The organism is Vibrio sp., from assembly GCF_048266485.1.
Classification (GTDB): domain Bacteria; phylum Pseudomonadota; class Gammaproteobacteria; order Enterobacterales; family Vibrionaceae; genus Vibrio.
Genome location: NZ_JBLWZK010000001.1, coordinates 575,834 through 596,590 on the forward strand (window position 1 = coordinate 575,834; position 20,757 = coordinate 596,590).

17 protein-coding genes and 1 pseudogene are annotated in these 20,757 nt (G+C 39.4%); 8 read left to right on the plus strand and 10 right to left on the minus strand.

What is annotated here, in order from left to right:
* The first annotated feature begins 107 nt into the window (after positions 1-107).
* Entirely contained in the window at positions 108-1,460 is a 1,353-nt protein-coding gene (gene bioA, locus ACN0T8_RS02635) for an adenosylmethionine--8-amino-7-oxononanoate transaminase (protein WP_417879108.1), read from the plus strand.
* Between the two features lie 129 nt (positions 1,461-1,589).
* The gene (locus ACN0T8_RS02640; protein WP_417879109.1) at positions 1,590-2,186 is read left to right on the plus strand and encodes an ATP-dependent zinc protease; all 597 of its coding nucleotides are present in this window, start codon (positions 1,590-1,592) and stop codon (positions 2,184-2,186) included.
* A gap of 309 nt (positions 2,187-2,495) precedes the next feature.
* Here ACN0T8_RS02640 and serS read toward each other — a convergent pair whose 3' ends face one another.
* From serS to lrp, 5 genes are all read right to left on the minus strand, one after another.
* Positions 2,496-3,818 carry a serine--tRNA ligase gene (gene serS / locus ACN0T8_RS02645; RefSeq protein ID WP_417879110.1) on the minus strand — a complete coding sequence of 441 codons (1,323 nt, stop codon included), beginning with the start codon at positions 3,816-3,818 and terminating at the stop codon, positions 2,496-2,498.
* Positions 3,819-3,966: 148 nt separating this feature from the next.
* Positions 3,967-5,316 (minus strand): replication-associated recombination protein A, encoded by a 1,350-nt coding sequence (locus ACN0T8_RS02650; RefSeq protein WP_417879111.1) that lies wholly within the window; start codon positions 5,314-5,316, stop codon positions 3,967-3,969.
* Between the two features lie 30 nt (positions 5,317-5,346).
* Positions 5,347-5,946 (minus strand): outer membrane lipoprotein chaperone LolA, encoded by a 600-nt coding sequence (gene lolA, locus ACN0T8_RS02655; RefSeq protein WP_417879112.1) that lies wholly within the window; start codon positions 5,944-5,946, stop codon positions 5,347-5,349.
* A gap of 87 nt (positions 5,947-6,033) precedes the next feature.
* Complete coding sequence (locus tag ACN0T8_RS02660; protein WP_417879113.1) at positions 6,034-9,363, minus strand: DNA translocase FtsK 4TM domain-containing protein; 3,330 nt, start codon at positions 9,361-9,363, stop codon at positions 6,034-6,036.
* Between the two features lie 262 nt (positions 9,364-9,625).
* Complete coding sequence (lrp, locus tag ACN0T8_RS02665) at positions 9,626-10,120, minus strand: leucine-responsive transcriptional regulator Lrp (protein ID WP_027697130.1); 495 nt, start codon at positions 10,118-10,120, stop codon at positions 9,626-9,628.
* 154 nt (positions 10,121-10,274) lie between these two features.
* Between lrp and ald the strand changes: the two genes are divergently transcribed.
* Entirely contained in the window at positions 10,275-11,390 is a 1,116-nt protein-coding gene (gene ald, locus ACN0T8_RS02670; RefSeq protein ID WP_417879114.1) for an alanine dehydrogenase, read from the plus strand.
* Here the strand turns inward: ald and ACN0T8_RS02675 are convergent, their stop codons facing one another.
* Both ACN0T8_RS02675 and cysB read right to left on the minus strand, forming a co-directional pair.
* Positions 11,391-11,915, minus strand: coding sequence for a hypothetical protein (locus ACN0T8_RS02675; RefSeq protein ID WP_417879115.1), 525 nt, complete (start codon positions 11,913-11,915; stop codon positions 11,391-11,393).
* On the minus strand, positions 11,915-12,889 hold the full coding sequence (gene cysB, locus ACN0T8_RS02680) for an HTH-type transcriptional regulator CysB (RefSeq protein WP_417879116.1): 975 nt from the start codon (positions 12,887-12,889) through the stop codon (positions 11,915-11,917). The genes ACN0T8_RS02675 and cysB overlap by 1 nt, the downstream gene beginning before the upstream one ends.
* Before the next feature lie 315 nt (positions 12,890-13,204).
* Between cysB and ACN0T8_RS02685 the strand changes: the two are divergent.
* The 3 genes and pseudogenes from ACN0T8_RS02685 to miaE (ACN0T8_RS02695) all read left to right on the plus strand — a co-directional run bounded on the left by ACN0T8_RS02685 (position 13,205) and on the right by miaE (ACN0T8_RS02695) (position 14,984).
* Positions 13,205-13,534, plus strand: a pseudogene (locus tag ACN0T8_RS02685) (MFS transporter).
* Positions 13,528-14,751: an HlyD family secretion protein gene (locus ACN0T8_RS02690; RefSeq protein ID WP_417879117.1), complete on the plus strand. Its 1,224-nt coding sequence runs from the start codon at positions 13,528-13,530 to the stop codon at positions 14,749-14,751. The pseudogene ACN0T8_RS02685 and the gene ACN0T8_RS02690 overlap by 7 nt, the downstream one beginning before the upstream one ends.
* A 95-nt stretch (positions 14,752-14,846) precedes the next feature.
* Positions 14,847-14,984 (plus strand): tRNA isopentenyl-2-thiomethyl-A-37 hydroxylase MiaE, encoded by a 138-nt coding sequence (gene miaE / locus ACN0T8_RS02695; protein WP_417879118.1) that lies wholly within the window; start codon positions 14,847-14,849, stop codon positions 14,982-14,984.
* A 150-nt stretch (positions 14,985-15,134) separates the two neighbouring features.
* Here the strand turns inward: miaE (ACN0T8_RS02695) and ACN0T8_RS02700 are convergent, their stop codons facing one another.
* From ACN0T8_RS02700 to ACN0T8_RS02710, 3 genes are read right to left on the minus strand one after another with little or no spacing between them, the layout of a single operon-like run.
* A complete protein-coding gene (locus ACN0T8_RS02700; RefSeq protein ID WP_417879119.1) occupies positions 15,135-17,063 on the minus strand; it encodes a hypothetical protein in 1,929 nt (642 codons plus the stop codon).
* A complete protein-coding gene (locus ACN0T8_RS02705) occupies positions 17,056-17,556 on the minus strand; it encodes a hypothetical protein (protein WP_417879120.1) in 501 nt (166 codons plus the stop codon). The genes ACN0T8_RS02700 and ACN0T8_RS02705 overlap by 8 nt, the downstream gene beginning before the upstream one ends.
* A complete protein-coding gene (locus ACN0T8_RS02710) occupies positions 17,546-18,763 on the minus strand; it encodes an ABC-three component system protein (protein WP_417879121.1) in 1,218 nt (405 codons plus the stop codon). The genes ACN0T8_RS02705 and ACN0T8_RS02710 overlap by 11 nt, the downstream gene beginning before the upstream one ends.
* 326 nt (positions 18,764-19,089) lie before the next feature.
* Here ACN0T8_RS02710 and miaE (ACN0T8_RS02715) point away from each other — a divergent pair, with 326 nt between their 5' ends.
* Both miaE (ACN0T8_RS02715) and miaE (ACN0T8_RS02720) read left to right on the plus strand, forming a co-directional pair.
* Complete coding sequence (miaE, locus tag ACN0T8_RS02715; RefSeq protein ID WP_417879122.1) at positions 19,090-19,860, plus strand: tRNA isopentenyl-2-thiomethyl-A-37 hydroxylase MiaE; 771 nt, start codon at positions 19,090-19,092, stop codon at positions 19,858-19,860.
* Between the two features lie 127 nt (positions 19,861-19,987).
* On the plus strand, positions 19,988-20,716 hold the full coding sequence (miaE, locus tag ACN0T8_RS02720) for a tRNA isopentenyl-2-thiomethyl-A-37 hydroxylase MiaE (RefSeq protein WP_417879486.1): 729 nt from the start codon (positions 19,988-19,990) through the stop codon (positions 20,714-20,716).
* Positions 20,717-20,757: the final 41 nt, after the last annotated feature.

Consider the following 20,757-nt stretch of genomic DNA (forward strand, 5'->3'; position numbering starts at 1 on the left):
TTCTTCCTTATCTAAAAAGCATTAATGTAAAAATCTTATGTCAAAAACTTGGCTAGTCTAACCATGCAAGATAACATGTCAACCAAATATAAATAATAAGGTTTACAATGAGTTTAATAACAAACAATAATGCTATGGAAAATTGCGATCTAGAATTTGACCGTCAGCATATCTGGCACCCTTACACTTCGACGCTTGCTCCGCTAAAGTGTTATCCGGTAAGTAAAGCGCATGGTGTACATATTGAATTGGAAAGTGGCGAAACGCTGATTGATGGTATGTCTTCGTGGTGGTCAGCAATTCACGGTTATAACCATCCACAACTCAATCAAGCTGTCCATAATCAAATAGATGCTATGTCGCATGTGATGTTTGGAGGCTTAACTCATCGTCCAGCTATTTCGCTGTGCAAAAGTCTTTTGGAATTGACCCCAGAAAATCTACAACAAGTATTTCTTGCCGACTCGGGTTCGGTATCGGTCGAAGTTGCGTTAAAAATGGCGCTACAGTACTGGCACACAAAACAAGTAGAAAATCCTGAATCAACTAAACGTGCTAAGTTTTTGAGCCTTTCACACGGTTATCACGGCGATACCTTTGCCGCCATGTCGGTGACCGATCCAGATAATTCGATGCACAAAATGTATAAAGGTTTTTTGCCAGAACATATCTTTGCCAAGTCACCGAGATGTTACCAAATTCATCAAGGCCAATGGCCTGCTTATGATCCGCAAGACATTACGGACTTTAAAGATAAGATCACAAAACATCATCAAGAAATTGCGGCTGTGATCTTAGAGCCAATCGTACAAGGTGCTGGTGGGATGCGGATTTACCATCCTGAGTATTTAAAAGAAGTGCGTCAACTATGTGACCAATATGAACTACTATTAATTTTAGATGAAATTGCGACCGGATTTGGACGTACTGGAAAACTGTTTGCCTTTGAATATGCGAGCATTGAGCCAGATATCTTATGCTTGGGTAAGGCGTTAACCGGTGGTTATATGACGCTTTCAGCCACCCTCACTAGCCAAACTATTGCCGATACTATCTGTAGCGGAGAATCTGGTTGCTTTATGCATGGCCCAACCTTTATGGGAAACCCTCTCGCTTGTGCGGTTGCCAGCGCCAGTTTAGATATTATTAGGCAAGGTCAGTGGCAACATCAGGTAGCTGCAATAGAATCGATTTTTGAAAGCACACTACCTGAGCTTGAAAACCACCAACGAGTCAAATCAGTGCGCTGGCTCGGCGCTATCGGCGTAGTAGAAACTCGCCAATTAGTTAATATAGAAAAAATTCAGCAGCTATTTATCGAAAATGGTGTCTGGATACGACCATTTGGACAATTGATTTACGTTATGCCACCTTTCATTGCCACGCCAGCGCAAATCACTCACTTGGTTAACACAATAGAATTGGCTCTCAATAACGATAACTGCTTTCAATATACTTAAAGGTAGAGGTAATTAATAACAATTGTAAGTAACCAGCAAAATGCGTATTTTGCTTATTCTGTAGCATCAAAGGTTTGTGTTAACATTGGCCTAAAGATTTTGCCCAATAAAATTTAAGGTTTGCTTAATATGTTTAAATGGTTACTTATTGCTTTATTCTCTTACTCTTTTTCAGCAATAGCAGCAGAACAAGCCCAACCTGTAAGTAAAGTAATACCAAAAGCAATTAACGTTGAGACTCACACCTCAAACGGTAATTTGATCTTGGGTGAGAAAGAGTGGATTTTTATCAAACCACTGAATCGTAATGTATTAGCTCGTGTTGATACCGGTGCTACATCATCTTCGATTAGTGCTGTCGATATCAAAACTTACAAGAAAGATGGTAAGAGCTTTGTTGACTTCAAACTCGCGCATAAAACATGGCAGAGCAAAACGATGACTTACCCAGTCACTCGCTGGGTAGAAGTTCGTCAATCCACATCGGAAGAACCATCAGCTTCTCGCCCAGTAGTGCAATTAGAAGTGCAAGTAGGCGACTACAAAACCAAAACCGACTTTACTTTAACTGACCGTACTCACCTTCAATACCCTGTATTGTTAGGTCGTACCTTTATTGACAATGTTGCCCTAGTAGATGTATCGCATAAATATGTACAACCACGTGTCAAACTAGAAAAAACAATTGCTGAAGACGGTGATAAATCTGCCAAAGCAGAAAAATAATCACGAGATTATACCAATCACACTAATTAGATGGCCAGAAATTGCGTAGAAAAAAGGCTTGAGAACAAGGCGAAAATTTTCGATAAGTAGTTATTCTACAATCAAAATTTCCAACGAAGTTATCGAAACTTTTAGCAAGCAAAAATGATCAGATAATTAGTACGATTGGTATTAATATCACCAAACCTTAACCAACAAAAAACCGAAGCAAATGCTTCGGTTTTTTATTGGTTAAATTTCATCATATATCCAAGTAACGTCAAAATGCAGGATTCACCTGGATATAAAGCGGCAAGATATTACGCCACTTTAATTAGACCTTATACCACCAATATGTGTTAAGCCATTCATGTATGGGCGCAATACTTGAGGCACTTCAATTGTGCCATCTGCTTGTTGGTTGTTCTCTAAGATCGCCACCATAGTACGACCTACCGCGAGGCCAGAACCGTTCAGTGTGTGTAGTAATTCAGGTTTCTTCTCGCCTTTGCGGCGGAAACGCGCTTGCATACGACGAGCTTGGAAATCACCACAGTTAGAACACGATGAAATCTCACGATAGGTTTCTTGCGCAGGAACCCAAACTTCTAAATCGTAAGTTTTCACTGCACCAAAGCCCATATCACCAGTACATAACACAACTTTACGGTAAGGAAGCTCTAGTAATTGCAGTACTTTTTCAGCATGACCTGTTAGCTCTTCCAATGCCGCCATTGAATCTTCTGGCTTCACAATTTGTACTAGTTCAACCTTGTCGAACTGGTGCATACGGATCAGACCACGAGTATCACGACCATAAGAGCCCGCTTCAGAACGGAAACATGGTGTATGTGCGGTCATTTTGACAGGGAGATCCGCTTCATCTGTAATTGTATCACGCATTAAGTTAGTCACTGGCACTTCTGCGGTTGGAATCAATGACAATGTTTTCAGCGGTTCATCACTCACTTGTTCAGTTAGAGGACGAGTGTGGAATAGGTCTTCGCCAAACTTAGGTAGTTGACCTGTTCCAAATAAGCTGTCTGAGTTCACTAGGTATGGGACATACAGTTCAGTATAGCCATGTTGCTCAGTGTGGAGATCCAGCATAAATTGCGCGATTGCACGGTGCAGACGAGCAAATTGGCCTCTCATTACGATAAAACGAGAACCGGTTACTTTTACTGCACTAGCAAAATCTAAACCGTCGCCCATTTCACCTAAATCAACGTGATCTTTTAATTCAAATTCATACGCTTTTGGCTCACCCCAACGAGCAACTTCTACGTTGTCATTTTCGTCTTTACCATTTGGTACAGAGTCATCGGGTAAGTTTGGAACTGAGAAAGTAATTTCATCTAGCTTGTTTTGTAACTCAGCTAGAGCCGTTTTTGCTGCATCAAGATCAGCGCCTAAATTACCGACTTCCGCCATAATACGCGCGGCTTCGTCGTGATCACCTTTTGCTTTCGCTTGGCCTATGGATTTCGAACGGGAGTTACGCAATGCCTGCAATTCTTCAGTCTTAATTTGTAAAGACTTGCGTTGTTCTTCTAGGCTACGGATGGTTTCTACATCCAGCGTGAAGCCGCGACGGGCTAATTTGGCAGCTGTATTATCCAGCTCAGTTCGAAATAATTTAGAATCAAGCATTGCTAATCCTGTTGGTCTAAGTGTGATTAAAGCAGCCTTTAAGCTACTTTTAAGAAAATGTGGTGTGATGCCTAAACAAGGCAAATTTCATACACCCAAGTAACTTCAATATGCGAGTTGGGTATAATAAAAAGATACCCAAAAAGCACTACTTTTGATAGCGCTTTTGTTGGCTTTTTGCATCTAATTCAGCCAAATACTCTAGCTTATCGTTAATTTTTCCTTCTAAGCCACGATTTGTCGGAAAATAGTAACGAGTATCGGCCATTTCTTCAGGGAAATAATTCTCACCTGCGGCGTAAGCACCGGGTTCATCGTGAGCGTAACGGTACTCTTGTCCATAACCCATATCTTTCATTAAATTGGTAGGCGCGTTACGCAGATGCAGTGGCACATCAAACTCTGGTTGATTATGAGCATCTGCAAGCGCTTGCTTCCAAGCTGTATAAACTGCATTACTTTTTGGCGCGCAAGCTAAATACACAATCGCTTGAGCAATTGCTCTTTCGCCTTCAGCTGGACCAATTCGAGTGAAGCAGTCCCAAGCGGAAATAGCGACTTGCATTGCTCTAGGGTCGGCATTACCAATATCTTCAGAGGCAATCGCTAATAAGCGTCTGACTATATATAAAGGATCGCAACCTGCCGCCATCATACGTGCCGCCCAATAGAGCGCTGCATCGGGGTTAGAACCTCGGATCGATTTATGTACCGCTGAGATTAAGTCATACCACATGTCGCCTTTATTATCGAAACGAGCAACTTTCTCACCCGCTACTTCCGCTAATAAAGCTAAGGTAATGACCTTTTGATTTTGTGAATTTTCATCGGCTAAATCGTACAGTAACTCAAGATAGTTGAGCGACATACGAGCATCGCCATTGACTAAATCAACTAAACGTTCAAGCACTTCATCTTCAAATGTCGCAGCAATTTTGCCTAAACCGCGCTCCAGATCGTCGATCGCTTGCTTAAGCACAGCCATAATATCAGCATGATCGAGAGAGGTAAGCTTATATACGCGAGCACGAGATAACAGTGCGTTATTTAACTCAAAAGAAGGGTTTTCAGTGGTTGCGCCGATAAAGGTCACTGTTCCATCTTCGATATGCGGCAAAAAAGCATCTTGTTGGCTCTTGTTAAAACGATGCACCTCATCAACAAACAAAACGGTTTTACGGCCAGATAGTTTATGCTCTCGCGCTTTTTCAATTGCCAGACGGATATCTTTTATCCCTGACGTCACTGCGGAAATTCGTTCTACTTCCGCATTAGCATAATTGGCCGCCACTTCTGCAAGCGTCGTTTTGCCTGTACCCGGTGGTCCCCACAAGATCATTGAGTGCAAATGCCCGGCTTCTAACGCCCTACGTAATGGTTTATTAGAGCCTAGAATATGCTGCTGACCACAGTAGTGATCAATCGACACTGGCCGCATACGAGCGGCCAGTGGGCGAAAGTCTTCATCAGCTGAAAAGTCTAAACTAAAATTATTCATCTTGAAGTCACTTGGGTATAGTCTACCTGATTATTGACGCTGATCATCAACCTCAACACCTTTAGGAACACTAAAGCTAAAGATTGCAGCATCCGGTTTCTTCATTGAGAAATGGGTAAACTCAAACTGGCTTTTCTGGCCATCTTGTTCTATCACATTAAATTGCTGAACGACACCCTTGGCATTGATTTTGATTTGGAATGTACCAACCGAGCTATCTGCTGCCGTAGGTTTCAACGTGAACGTATCATCCGATTGAGTCACATCATAATGTGCCCAATCACTAGCACGATTTCGGGTTAGCAAAACAAACGGCGTTTGAGCGGTCGCTTGTTCTTGACTTAAAATCGTCACTTGCTCGACAAATGGGCTGTAATACCAAACATTTTCACCATCAGACACGAGCAGAGTTTCATCTGGCGCTGATGTTTTCCAACGAAATAAACTTGGACGAGAGATATCAGCGCTCCCTTCACCATCAAGCAGTACTTCACCTTCAGGGCTAGTCACTTTTTGAGTGAAGTCAGCACTAAAGCCATCATTTTTACTCAATCGAGCATTTAATTCATCTTTCGGTGCTGCCCAAACACTGGTACTTGCCAGTAACAACACTAGTAGCCAATTTCTCATATCCATCCTCGACATTATAAAACTTGATTGCCCAATTTAGAATCTCAATCTCTCTATACCCAAGTCACTTGGATATAGATTAAAATACTAATCAAATTGCTTAATCGGTGGTGGAGCAATCACTTCACGATTGCCGTTATGTCCCGGTGCACTTACGACACCTTGAGCTTCAAGTTGTTCCACAATTCTTGCGGCACGGTTGTAACCAATTTTAAAGCGACGCTGGACACCAGACACGGAACCTCGGCGTGATTCTGTTACGAATTCAACGACTTGGTCGTAAAGTGGATCAGCATCTTCTTCACTTTCTAATTGTTCACCTGGCAATAAACTCTCTGCCGTTGGCTCACCATGAACAATTTCATCAATATAAACAGGCTTACCACGTGCTTTCCAATCATTCACTACCGCATGCACATCATCATCGGAGGCAAACGCACCATGCACACGAATAGTATGGTTTGAACCTGGCGGTAGATACAACATATCCCCCATACCAAGCAGTGATTCAGCACCACCTTGGTCCAAAATAGTACGTGAGTCAGTTTTGGTTGATACGGTAAACGCAACACGGGTTGGGATGTTAGCTTTAATCAGACCGGTAATCACATCTACCGATGGACGTTGAGTCGCCAGCACTAAGTGAATACCTGCCGCCCGTGCTTTTTGAGCCAAACGTGCGATCAACTCCTCCACTTTTTTACCTACCACCATAATCAGATCAGCAAATTCATCGACGATCACGACAATGTATGGCAGTTTTTCTAAACGTGGTGGCATTTCATCCATGCTATCACCCGGTTGCCATAGTGGATCATGGATTGGGTGACCCGCATCAGCGGCCATTTTCAGCTTCTCGTTGTAGCCTTTCAGGTTACGAACGCCTAATGCTGACATGAGTTTATAACGACGCTCCATTTCCCCAACACACCAACGTAAGGCGTTTGAGGCATCTTTCATATCAGTAACAACTTCTGATAATAAGTGAGGAATACCTTCGTAGATCGATAATTCCAACATTTTTGGATCGATCATAATAAAGCGCACATCTTCTGGAGTCGCTTTATACAAGATACTCAAGATCATCACGTTCACACCGACCGATTTACCAGAACCGGTAGTACCTGCAACCAGTACGTGAGGCATTTTAGCTAGATCCGCAATCACCGCTTCACCAGCAATATCTTGCCCTAGTACAACAGCTGTTGGCGATTTAGAATTTTGAAATTGTTCGCTGCTAATAACATCTGACAAATAAACCGTTTCGCGGCTCATATTTGGTAGTTCTAAACCAACATACGGTTTGCCTGGAATCACTTCGACTACGCGCACTGCCATTGCAGATAATGAACGAGCAAGATCCATGGAAAGGCCAGAAATACGACTCACTTTCACGCCCGGTGCTAAGTCTAACTCAAAACGCGTGATCACCGGACCTGGGAAAATGTCCACAACGCGCGCTTCAATTTTATAATCGGCAAGCTTAGATTCAACCAAGCGAGCAATCTCTTCCAATGCATCGCGGTCAATATGGCTTTCACGTTTTTCAGGGTGATACAACAACTCCAATGTTGGCATTGGTGATGTTGGTACCGGTAAGTTCGCATCTTGTTGTACTAAGAATGGGTTTTGCGATGCCAAGGCGTTTACTTGTGCAGTGGCAACCATATTTTGAAACGCGGCAGCATCTTGATCGGCAACTTGATCCTGCTCAGGTTGAACAGCTTGCTGAACAGGCTCTTCCGGTTGAACGGCAGGCTGTTGAACATTTTCGCCTTGTGTATTGTTTTGTTGCACATTTTCTTGTTGAACCGTGTCAGCCTGGGCATTGAACTCGGATTGCGTCTGCGTAGATTTTGATTGTTCCGCTGCAGCATTCAATGACGATGAAGAGTCATTTGAGGTCGCATTCGCTAGCTCTTCATTATTTGTCGAGTTAGTAAGCTGGGTTTGCGGTGACTGTACTGACTGCTCACTTGCTTGTTGAGGTGCAAAATTTTGCTCAGTAGCAGTAGATACCGTTTGAGATAATTCAGCTTCAACGTTCTGATTAGGTTCATCGTCAAGAACAGAATCGAGATTTCCTAATGAAGGAGTATTTTCATCTAAAGCAGCATCATCGATAGCGCTTTCTGCCTTAGTTGTGCTTTGCTCTGTATTAATTGGTGTTGTTTGTTGACGAGCTTGTGCTTGTAATGAAGCAATAGTATCGGCATCTTGCTCAACAAAGTCATTTTCAGAAACCGCTTGCTGATCTAACTCTGCAATCGTTGCATTTGGATTTTGGTAACGATTTGATGATTCTGTAGCAGAATTATTTTCAATATCAGAAGATGCTGAACTCATTTCCTGTTGAGTTCTCATCTCTTGCTTTGTGCTCACTGCTGCTTCTACGGTTTGAGCAGGTTGTGCTGGCGTAGCTTTTATTGATGTCGTTACTGAAGGTGCTGAAAATAACGGATCATCCAGATCTTCTTCGCTAAGCTCTAGGTCTGGCTCACTATGTGCACTTGGTTCAATTTGAGTTTTCTTCGCAGATTTACGTGGGAAGTGAATATTGAAACGTGGCTTTTTCTGCTCAGATTCAACAGCTAGCTCAGCAGTTTGCGCATCATCTACGATATCTAACTCTTCATCTTGCTGTAAATTAACCGCTTTCAAAGAAAGTGCATCATCATCAATGCCTTCAATATGCATTTGGCTTAATTCAGCTTGCTGATAATGGTTCGCTGATAGTGTCGTCGGTTCTGAATGACGTGCGCGATTAAATATACGCTGAGTGAAACGTAGAGCAGCTTGTCCTAAATGTTCAACAATGCTCAACCAAGAAATGCCAGTTAATAAAGTAAAACCTGCACCCCATAAAAACATAAAGACCAATGTTGACCCTAAAATATTCAATGCAGGAGTGGCAACTGAGGTTAACACATCACCGACGACACCCCCTGATGAGAAATACCAAATATCATCAAAATTAATATCGGCTAGGCCACAGCTGGTTAGCAGCATAATAGTCAGGCCAAGTAGACGTGTACCCCATAGAAAAAAATCAATCCTCTCCCCTTCATCTCGTGAACGGAAGAATGCCCAGCTTGCGCCTAGGATAATAAAAGGTAATGGATAGGCAAACACGCCAAAAGTGAAAAATAGAGTATCCGCAAGCCAAGCGCCTATATAACCACCAGCATTATGGACAGTTCCACCCCACGCTGTTTGTGACCAAGATGGATCCGCTGGGTTAAATGAGAAAAGTGCCACCATCATTAAAATGGCAATCAATAAGCCTAAGATCAAACCACACTCTTTCAAACGTTGTGAACCATTAAGACGAGATTTCGACTTAAATTCTTTCGCTTTGATGATAGTGACGGTTTTCGACTTGCCTTGCTTGAAAATATTTTTACTGTACGTAAACAAAACGTTCCCCTATTCCGAGTGGTTAATGGGCGTTTACTCTTATTTTAGACATGACGTCAAACCTTATTACATTGTTGAAAATAGCAAATCAGGTATGAAAATAAGGATAATTCACTCGGTGGTCCAAAATACGACGAGCGGCCTAAGCCGCTCGGTAGACAACACTCGATAACAATAACCGAAATAGGTGGAAAAACCTATACCCAAACAGCGTCAAAAGGAAGATTTGAACACATCTTGACACCATTTGGACATATTTTGATTATCGAGTTTGAATCACTAACTGATTTGATTGTTTGACTTCTTCCATCACCACATAAGTACGTGTGTCATTCACACCTGGAAGGCGTAATAAAGTGTCACCTAATAGCTTACGGTAAGCACTCATATCTGATACACGGGTTTTCAATAAGTAATCGAAATCACCAGAAACTAAATGACATTCTTGGATATCATCTAATTTTTGTACTGCGGTATTAAATTGTTCGAACACATCCGGCGCACCACGGTTTAATGTAATCTCAACAAACACTAAAAGTGATGCATCAAGATATTGCGGATTAAGTAGTGCGGTATAGCCAGTAATATAGCCTTGGCGCTCAAGGCGTCTTACACGCTCTAAACAAGGCGTTGGTGATAACCCCACACGCTTTGAAAGCTCTACATTCGAAATTCGACCATCTTTCTGTAATTCATTTAGAATATTACGGTCAATCCTGTCTAAGTCCTTTGATGGCTTTTTATAATTATCTGTCATTGATATTCACCTTAATTACTTCCCTGCAAAAATATATTCTACATTCTCTTTATATTCAGAATCAAATATTACTAAATCATAACTACACTTTACATTAGTCCAATGAATAAGCCTTTAAACAGATATAACAACCACTAGCAAAAGAGGGTTCAGAATGAAAATTGGCGTACCAAAAGAAATCAAAAACCACGAATATCGTGTAGGTATGATCCCTGCTAGCGTAAGAGAACTATACTCTCACGGGCATCAAGTGTTTATCGAAAGTCAAGCTGGAGCCGGTATCGGCTTTAGTGACCACGATTACATCGCCGCAGGCGCTTCCATTCTTCCCTCTGCAAAAGAGATTTATTCTACTGCAGATATGATTGTTAAGGTCAAAGAACCTCAATCCACTGAACGAGCTTTACTCAAACCAGGACAAATATTGTTCACTTATTTGCACCTCGCGCCAGATTTTCCACAAACGGAAGACCTAATAAAAAGCAAAGCCATCTGTATCGCCTATGAGACTGTAACAGATAATATGGGTCGTCTGCCACTATTAGCACCAATGTCTGAAGTTGCCGGTAGAATGTCAATTCAAGCTGGCGCTCAAACATTAGAAAAATCCCATGGTGGCAGTGGCTTACTTCTTTCTGGTGTACCAGGGGTAATGCCAGCAAAAGTGCTGATTCTTGGCGGTGGCGTCGTCGGTTCTAATGCTGCCAGGATGGCAGTCGGATTACGTACTGATGTGACGATTTTAGATAAAAATATCGATACACTTCGAAAACTAGATGAAGAGTTTCAAGGCACCGCAAAAGTAGCCTATTCGACTCGAGAAATTCTTGACCAACTCGTTACCGAATCTGACCTCATTATAGGGGCAGTATTAGTCCCAGGCGCAGCTGCGCCAAAACTCATCAATAAACAACATTTACTCACCATGAAAGCTGGATCTGCTCTCGTCGATGTAGCCATTGATCAAGGGGGCTGCTTTGAAACCTCTCGTGCGACCACTCATGCGGATCCGACTTATGTGGTTGATGATATCGTTCATTATTGTGTCGCCAATATGCCCGGTGCCGTAGCTAGAACCTCAACCTTTGCTCTTAATAACGCAACCCTACCCTATATTCTTAAACTTGCGAACAAAGGCTATCGACAAGCTTTATTAGAAGATGCGGGCTTTTTAAAAGGGCTAAATGTTATTGATGGTAAGTTAACTATTAAAGAAGTCGCTGAGGGATTTAATCTACCCTACTTAGATGCAAGACAAGCGCTAGAATAATCAATTCTCAATCGCTTGAATAAGAATATTGCGTGGTGTGATGTTTCGCTGGCAGAAAATGCTAAGCGAGACGTTATATCCCGCTTGTTCTAAACGCAAGGCTTTATCACACACTAACCATATTTCAAGCGGTCTTCGAAAAGCTTGCTGCACTAAGCTCAAACGCTCCATCTGAATAAAACGTTCTTGACCTCTTTGTTGCCAATAATCTAAATCCTCAAGAGTAACCTCTAAATTTCGCTGCACTTTCGCCCATTGGCAGAAACTAGCAAACCCTTGGCTTAGCTGTGATTTTTTAATGCTTGGAATAGGCGTATAACCTTGGTGGTTACTCGCCTCTTGCAACAAACAATCTAAACCTAAACGATACGTCATTTCCTGTTCACGATGATGCTTCACCCTTTCCCCACCCGTTACGGTTTCTTGTAATGGGATCTTGAGCTTTGTTTTGGAAAGGTGAAGTTCTTGAGTAGAAATGAGCGCGTTATCTAATAAAGAAAAGCGCTGAGAGAAAGATTCACTCATTAACGAACAGGTAACTCAATACCTTTAAACATGGTTTCGATTTCTTGATTATTCTTCAAGCCAATTGCTTTTTCGACAACTGGACGTGTTAAATGTGGGGCAAAACGCTCCATAAAATCATACATGTAGCTACGTAAGAACGTACCACGTTTAAAGCCAATACTTGTGGTGCTCGCGCCGAAGATATGGCTGGCATCGATGGCCACCAAATCATCATCTTGTTCTTCATCGATCGCCATACTAGCAAAAACACCAACGCCAATACCCAAACGAACGTAAGTTTTAATCACATCGGCATCTGTGGCAGTAAACACAATCTTAGGTTGTAAGCCCGCCAGATTAAACGCGGTATCTAACTCAGAGCGACCAGTGAAACCAAAGACATAAGTAACCAAAGAGTACTTAGCCAACTCTTCAATCGTTACTTTGCCTAATTGTGCCAAAGGATGATCTTTTCGGACGACAATAGAACGATTCCAATGATAACAAGGCAGCATGATGGCATCTTGATATAAATGCAGCGCTTCTGTCGCAATCGCAAAGTTAGCCGTGCCTTTTGACACCGCTTCTGACATTTGACTCGGCGTACCTTGGTGCATATGCAAAGACACTTTAGGATAACGCGCGGTAAAGCCTTTAATCACATCCGGTAAAGCGTAACGAGCTTGAGTGTGAGTAGTCGAAATATTGAGTGTTCCACTTTCAGGGTTAGTGTGCTCACCTGCTACTGCCTTAATGCTTTCTACTCGGGATAAGATTTGTTGAGAAATGCGGACGATTTCTTGCCCCGCTGGAGTCACTGTTGTTAGGTGCTTGCCACTACGTTCAAAAATCTGAATGCCTAATTCGTCTTCTAACAAACGAACTTGCTTACTAATGCCCGGTTGCGATGTATATAGATTCTCCGCCGTAGCAGAGACATTTAGGTTATTATTCACCACTTCTACAATATATTTCAGCTGCTGTAACTTCATATAGGCCTCCCTCTCCAATCACTCAATATCTATTGCTATTCCAGCTTATGAAGATTAGTTATAACGTGAATAACCGGGTTTTTCTAGCTAAAACGTATAAATGCTAGTCCCACAGTATGTAATTCCCCCCCCTTTAAAGAAATTTTTGCTGATATTGCAGCGGTGTAATCCCTCTTTGCTTCTTAAACATTCGATTAAAACTTTCAATATTTTTATAACCTAATCGTTACGAAATTTAAATTAATCTATCATTACAAACTAATCCAATAAAAATGTTTGCACAATAGAACTCCCCCCTTAAATCTAGGAGTTTTTATGAGTTTAATTACCACCCCATTCGTTGGGACTGGTACGGATACCGCTTTACACATTATTGCAGGATTGGTTTTAGTGACTAGCGTAGCAGCTGCCTTATATGGATTTTGGAAATTTCATGAACTACCCATAAACAAAGCGCACCGAAAAGATCACAGTCAGATAGGTCTCATTACGATACTAACCTGAATAGGGTTTATTTGGCATTGGGTTTGGGTACTCGCTGTCATTTTAGCTTTTGTGGATATGGATAAAGCCATTATTTATTTACGTGACACATGGAAAGCCTCTCCAACCAGTTCAGAATTGAAAGAGGATAAACAATGCTAGAAGGTTTAGCCGTTTGGGCACTCTTAATCTATCTATTAAGACTCGTGGGTATGCCATGGAACAAGGCAACCAAAATGTTCGCTTATCTAGGTGGTATGAGTTGGTTGATGTTTGTGTGGGTAGGCTTGATCAATTATGCACCAATGGATTTATCTGGAGGTTCCGTTGTTCAATCTCCACACATTCAACTCAAACCAGACAATATCAATGTGAATGGTAAAGTGAAGCGCATTTATGTACAGCCAAATCAAGATGTGAAAAAAGGCCAATTAATTTATGAGATCGAAAATGAACCTTACCAAATCGCATTAAAGCAAGCGAAAGTAGCAAAGCAATCCGCTTTGATAGCATTTGATACTGCTCAGCAGAACGTAGAAATAGCAAAACTGAATCATCAAACATTAATACATGATGAGAAGATTTTAAATAATGAGCGTTCAGCAGCGAATTCAGATTATGACTTACAAGTAAAAATGCTCAAACGATATGAGACTCAAAACCAAGTAGCCCAAAATACCATTTCTCAAAGCGTCATTGATAAACAAAGAAGTGCAGTTGAAATTGCAAAGCAAAAAGTAAATTCAATTACGTCAAAGCTACGACAAAATACGTTAAGTATCGAAAGAGCAAAACAAGAAATTTCACGTAGTATTTTAACCGTACAAAGCAAAAAATCAGACTATGACGATAAAATACAATTAGTAGCGAAAGCTGAGTGGGATCTCAAAAGCACTCAAGTCTTTGCTCCAGCAGACGGATTTGTCACTAACTTTATTTTACGTGAAGGGCAGTTGATTTCCCGAATACCTAGATTGCAAATGTATACCAATGAAAAGTATGTGTTAATGAGAGTAAATCACCAAGCCATTCGTAATGTACAAGTCGGCCAAGTAGCAGAATTTTCTTCTTCGGTATATCCAGGAAAAATCTTTGCCGCTGAAGTTGAAGGTATTGTTGAAGCAACAGGTGAAGCTCAAGGTAATTTAATTGGCTTTGATCAATCAATACACTCAACAACCAGTAAAAACCTCAATAACAAACATCACTTTGTACGTTTAAAAGTCATTGAAACTGAGGATTATGATTTACCAGTGGGTTCTGTAGGATTAGCTTGGGTTAGTGCTGAAAAGCCAATTTCATTCTTAAACTTTCTTGATGTAATACGAGGAATTATCATTCGAATGAAATCACAACTGTACTACTTTTATTCCATCTAAGTCACTCGATAATATTGTTCCGTGAAATGGCTCTGAGGTCAGAGTCATTTCATGATAAAATCCTAGTAATGATAAGCACCATAAAATAGTCAATTATGTATCAAGAATTACTGAAACCTATACACCAATTTCTACATTGTCCAACCCCAGAGGCTTGGATAGAAAAAGCCAAGCAACCAGAACATTTAAACGCCTTGCTGATTGACCATTGCAATTGCGAGCAGAAGGCATAGGTGTGCATACATCCTACATGCTATTCAAGAAGCACAAAAAAGAGGCATATTGCCTCTTTTATTCCTCAACAACGCACAGTTAAATCTACATCAAAATGCAAAACTTTGCTGTATTCAGATGAAAGCATCAATTATTGATGTCTTCGTAAATCAAACATCGTTAATCAAGCCACTATCAAATTGTGGGTCGCTTTTACTAAATCGTTTAGCAATGTAAAAATCGTCATTATCCTCAGCAGAGTCTGCAAGATCATTATCTACAACTATCACCTGAAATTTACTTCCTGTTTGATTCGAGATTTTTGACAAAGCCCCAAGCCTTTTATAGATATTCTCATAAATGATAGGGTCTGATGCGTCTTCATTTGCTTTGGTCATATCTCTCTTTCTCCCGATATTATTTCCTGGAGTATCTAACATTAATAAGGTTGGGAGGTAGGAGTCATACTTCATAGCATAGATCAGCTTGGAGAGATAAATATTAATGGATGTGATAGTACGAACACCACCTGATGTGAGTTTTGTAAAATCTTTTCCTCGAACTATATAATCTAGTTTCCTATTAAATTCAATGCCATTCATATCAGAAAGTCCACTGATTTCCATAAGTCGTTCAAAAATGGAATCTAGTCTTTGTATAACATCACTAGGGTTTAAACACTTCTCTTCAGCTTTTTTAAGATCGCCCTCTAGTCTAGAAATAACTTTTTCTAAATTATCGAGATTTTCATTTAATTTATCAATTCGATCGATAAACTTTTTGTCTCTAATCAGTAGTTTCCTTTGCGAGAAAATATCTGTCTTTTGTTTCTCTAGCATTGATATTGATTCAATAAGTACCGATACTTCTTTTGCATACTTTTTATCATATGTATTTTGAATTTCAAATAGAGCTTCTTTTAACTTTCTCTCGGAAGTATCAAAATCACCTAATTCACTTCGAATATTGTCTATTAAGGTAGTAATTCCTCTTATCTTTCTATCTAAGGATTTCTTTTCATTAGATAAAATAGATGGTGAAATCTTGGATCCTGTCAAGTCAGAGTTATGACTTTGGTTACACAAAGGGCAAATGATAGGTTTTTTTAGATCCATATTGAATTTTGAATCCAGATCAAGAGATAGTTTTATAGACTTCCTCTCTTTTTCATACGTATTCTTAAGTTTTACATACTTATCAATATCTTCAATCAAAGTAGGTCTTTTAACTGAAATGTTCTTCAGAGATTCATTTATGGCATTGACTTCCGATTCAATTTGAGACGAAAAGCTTATAACTTTTCTGTGATCATTTTTTAAACCATCAACTTGCTTATCAACTTCATTAATTAGTTGATCATATTTTTCAATTTCTGAATCGACATTTATTTCAAAGTCAAAATCAGCATCTTGAAGGAACTTTATAATTCCTTTTTTTTCTTTTATCTTTTGCTTTTCTAAAGATTTATTCTCTGATATTTCAGAATTAATCACAGAAACCGCTTCATCATGAATATTAAGTAGGTACTTCAATACTTCCTTATTCTTTACATATCTGCTTCCATTATTCATATCTAACAGAGAGTCAGCTGCTATATTTTTTTGTTTCAAATGGATGAATTTTAAAATATCTTTGAAACCAACTCGATTCATTGTTGAATCAAGTTGGCTAGGTGATACCTTAATCTTAGTTAATGGTAAACCTAGAAGCTCAAGTATGTAAAATGCAATGTAACCATCTGGAGCTGCGTCAATTTGTTCCAGATTCGCAGCTAGTAATCTAGGAGAGCTATCTACATCAAAATGACCTTTATAACAACGGATGTACTCGTTTGAGTCAAAGATATTTCTTACGAATGTATACCTTTCATTATTCAGAAATACGGATAGCTGACATAACTTCGCTTTAGCTTCGAGCTGATCATATGTGTCAATATGAGATGCCCCTAAAGCATAGCTAATAAGGTTTAATATACTGCTTTTTCCACAATCGAGGTCACCCCATATTATATTAACTCCCTCTTTAAAAGAAATATCATAATGTTTATCTTGACCAATAATTCTAAGCTTTTCGATTATTATAGAAGGGGAGTTACTCATATAGTACACCTGTTAGTGATCCGATTAGTTGATTGAAAGATTTTGCTACTAATGATTTAGATTTTTGTAGGTTGTCTTCCCAATCATTAACAAGTTCATTTTCAATTTTCATATCTATTTTATTCATTACGGATATGTATATTTCACCTTTAACAATTTCAATATCAATCATTTTCAGCATATATAGTTCCATCACCCTTTCACGAACATTACCCGTCTTCATTACGGTTCTTAATATTTGAGATGAATTGACAAATATATCATCATTATCATTGCTGATAGAATCTACATTAGGGTTAAAGAATCTACATACTGAATTAGTAATACTATTATCTGAGATAATTGCATCAAAAATGCAAAGTTTATCAAGTGTTAAAACTTTACGTCCATGAGTGTTATATTGAAGTTTCTCAATAATCATCCAAAGTCGATATATAGTAAGAGAACGCTCACTAAAGACATCTAAAAAGTGGTGATGATTGTTATGACTCATAGACTTCTCTAACTTTATCTAAATTCGTATTTTCATTCCATACAACATTATCGTCTATTGAATCAGCTAATTGGTGAATCATCCCTATTTTTTCCAAGAATGAAATATCAGAAATACTTGTTTTAAGAGAGCTATCATCACTTTCTTTTATTTCCTTATGAATATCATAAACTAAATCTGAACTATCTTTCGATTCTTTCTTATACTTATAAAAATTCTGAGAGTATATGAACTTAACTCTATCATACAAGCTAGATAGTTCTTCTTGTTCTGACCTATTTATTCGGCACATTATTTCAGCATTAAGGAATGCACTTTTAGAGCTATCTACTAATGATTGTTCAACATCAGACACCAATAACTTAATCACAAAAACTTCTTTATCTAATTGTGATAAGTTTTGAAATCTAACGTTAGATTTCTCAACAGAGTTTTTTTTCGACTGAATTTGTTCCAATAAAAAATCACGAACAACAATATAAGACAATGCATTACTATCTTCAGGTTTAGATATTGATGTATGGTCTTCTTTATCTAAGTTAAATATATTTTCATTTGAAATATTATTTGGTTTAGCTGTATGCGGCTTAACAACCTCATCATCTAATGCTATTAGATATGTTGACTTTGGTAAGCGACTCTTATATTGCTCCCACTTTTCATCCAATTCTAGCGTTTGTTTGTTTAATGGCATCAACTCTTTCAAATGTTCATTGGAGCTAAACTGCAAGAATAGTGACTCTAGAGAGCCTTTATGTGGAACAGCAATAGACAAATAACCAGTTACATTAATTGTTTTAGCAGTCTCGATCTGTTCAAGAATCAACTTTTTTGCCACTAGCCCCCCCATACTATGACCTATCAATATTACTGATTCAGCTTCTTTGTATCTTGCTCTAATAGTTGACTCTAATCCTTTCGACAAATCTGAAATTGACTTGTTTCTCTGATTCTTCTTAGTTTTTTTATACCGATCTAAGCGCTTAAACAGCGGGAGCTTTCTTATGAACGCATGAGTTTGCTTAGCTATAAATCCATCCATAAACTCTGTTATTTGGGTAAAGTAGTCATACTCAACGATTTCACATTCTTCATTGATTAAAGCTTCAGACAATAGCAACTCTTTGAACGAGACTTTTTCATCATTGACCCAAGTTAAGTCGCCCCCCTTTAAACCGTGTATAAAAACAACAAGAATTTTTTTCATATTTCCCTTCATTGAGTCACAATGTTAAGCGCTAAGAACTTGTTTAAGCCTCGCACAAACAACAGGTTAAACCTAAATCGCTATTCTTTACTACACCACAGAACCATATGCAACGCAATGTTATAAAGCACAAAATAGATATTTGGCTATGAGCACTTACTTAACGATCGAGTTTAATTTTGAACCACATCAAATAATGCCTTCATTTTACAAAGCGCTCACTCAAATCAACTAATTATTCGGGGTTTATCTACTCACAACAGGTAACTTCAAAAAAGTTTAGGTGTGGTATCATTGCACCAAAGTTTCTATCGAAGTTAATGTAAATGTACGATCACAAATTATTAGAACCTATCAACAACTTCCTCAAATGCTCCACTCCTGACGCTTGGATTGAAGAAGCACGAAAACCTGAAAATCTATCTGTGATTTTACGGGATCATTTACTGTGTGAATTAAAAGCTTCTCAGAGTGCAGTATTTTTGCTTAAACGCTATGTATTGACTGATGAAGGCAAAGAACAAATTACCCAACTTGTCAAACCTTATGAACTTTTTGCATATAAAGGAATGGGTAGCCTTGAAACACTCAAAGGCAAAAGTAATATATCGAAATCGATACAATCAAAGAAAGACTGTCCTTACGGTCAAGATATGATTGATAAGATGGTTTTGCTGATCAGAGAAGAATTGCACCACTTCTATCAAGTGTTAGAAATCATTGAAAGCCAAGGGTTAGAATACCGCCCTATTACTGCCTCTCGATATGCCAAGGGAATGATTAAACACGTCCGAACTTATGAGCCAGAAGCTTTGATTGATAAGTTAATCATTGGTGCATTTATTGAAGCTCGCTCTTGTGAACGCTTCGCTAAACTCGCCCCTCATTTAGATACAGAGATTGGGAAGTTTTACATTTCCCTTCTTCGATCAGAAGCAAGGCATTACCAAGATTATTTAGAGCTTGCCGAGCAAATCGCAGGTAAAGATATTTCAGATCGCATTGAGCATTTCGCTAATGTTGAAGCAGAATTAATCACTTCTGATGATACGGAATTTCGCTTCCATTCTGGTTCGCCTAACTTACTCACCAAATAAATAAAATAAGAATAGTAATGATCAATATGCACATCGTCTCCTCTAAAACATTGCGAGTGCATATTGCTTTAAAAACAATACTTTACTTTTAAAATCAAATATAAAAACAAAAGCTTAGTATAAAAACATTGTCTTTTATCTCTTTGAAACACCTCGATTTTCTCTTCATTTTTCAGTTAGAAATTTAACTACCACCCTTTGTGAATTAAAAGCGGCTCAAACGGCTATGTTCATGGTGCGCAAATATGCGGTTGATGAGCAAAGTGGTCAAACACTGATGCAATGGGCTAAACCTTATGAAGATTATGTCTACAAGTGTATTCGTGATGTCGAGTTTCCAGAAAAGAGCATAATGCAATCTAGTAGCCTAACCGTTCGTGATGGCTTTGAGCATGGCCAAGATCTCGTCGATAAAATGGTGCGTTTGATTAAAGAGGAATTCCATCACTTTGAGCAAGTGCTTGAGATTATGGAAAACCGAGGCATCCCTTATCAAAATCTTACCGCGGGAACTTACGCCAAAGGTTTAATGAAGACAGTCAGAACCTACGAGCCCGCAGCCCTCATTGATAAGCTGATTATTGGTGCGTATATCGAAGCGCGATCTTGTGAGCGTTTTGCCAAACTGGCACCGTTTTTAGATGAAGAGCTGAATAAGTTTTATGTTTCTTTGTTACGTTCAGAAGCGCGTCATTATCAAGACTACCTAGCGCTAGCTGAAGCAATTGCGGGAGAAGATATTAGTGAAAGAGTGCGCTTAATTGGCGAGCGTGAAAGTCAGCTCATTCAACGAGAAGAAGCGGAATTTCGTTTTCATAGTGGCGTTCCTGTCGAAGTAGTAGCGTGTAGCGTGTAGCGTGTAGCGTGTAGCGTGTAGCGTGTAGCGTGTAGCGTGTA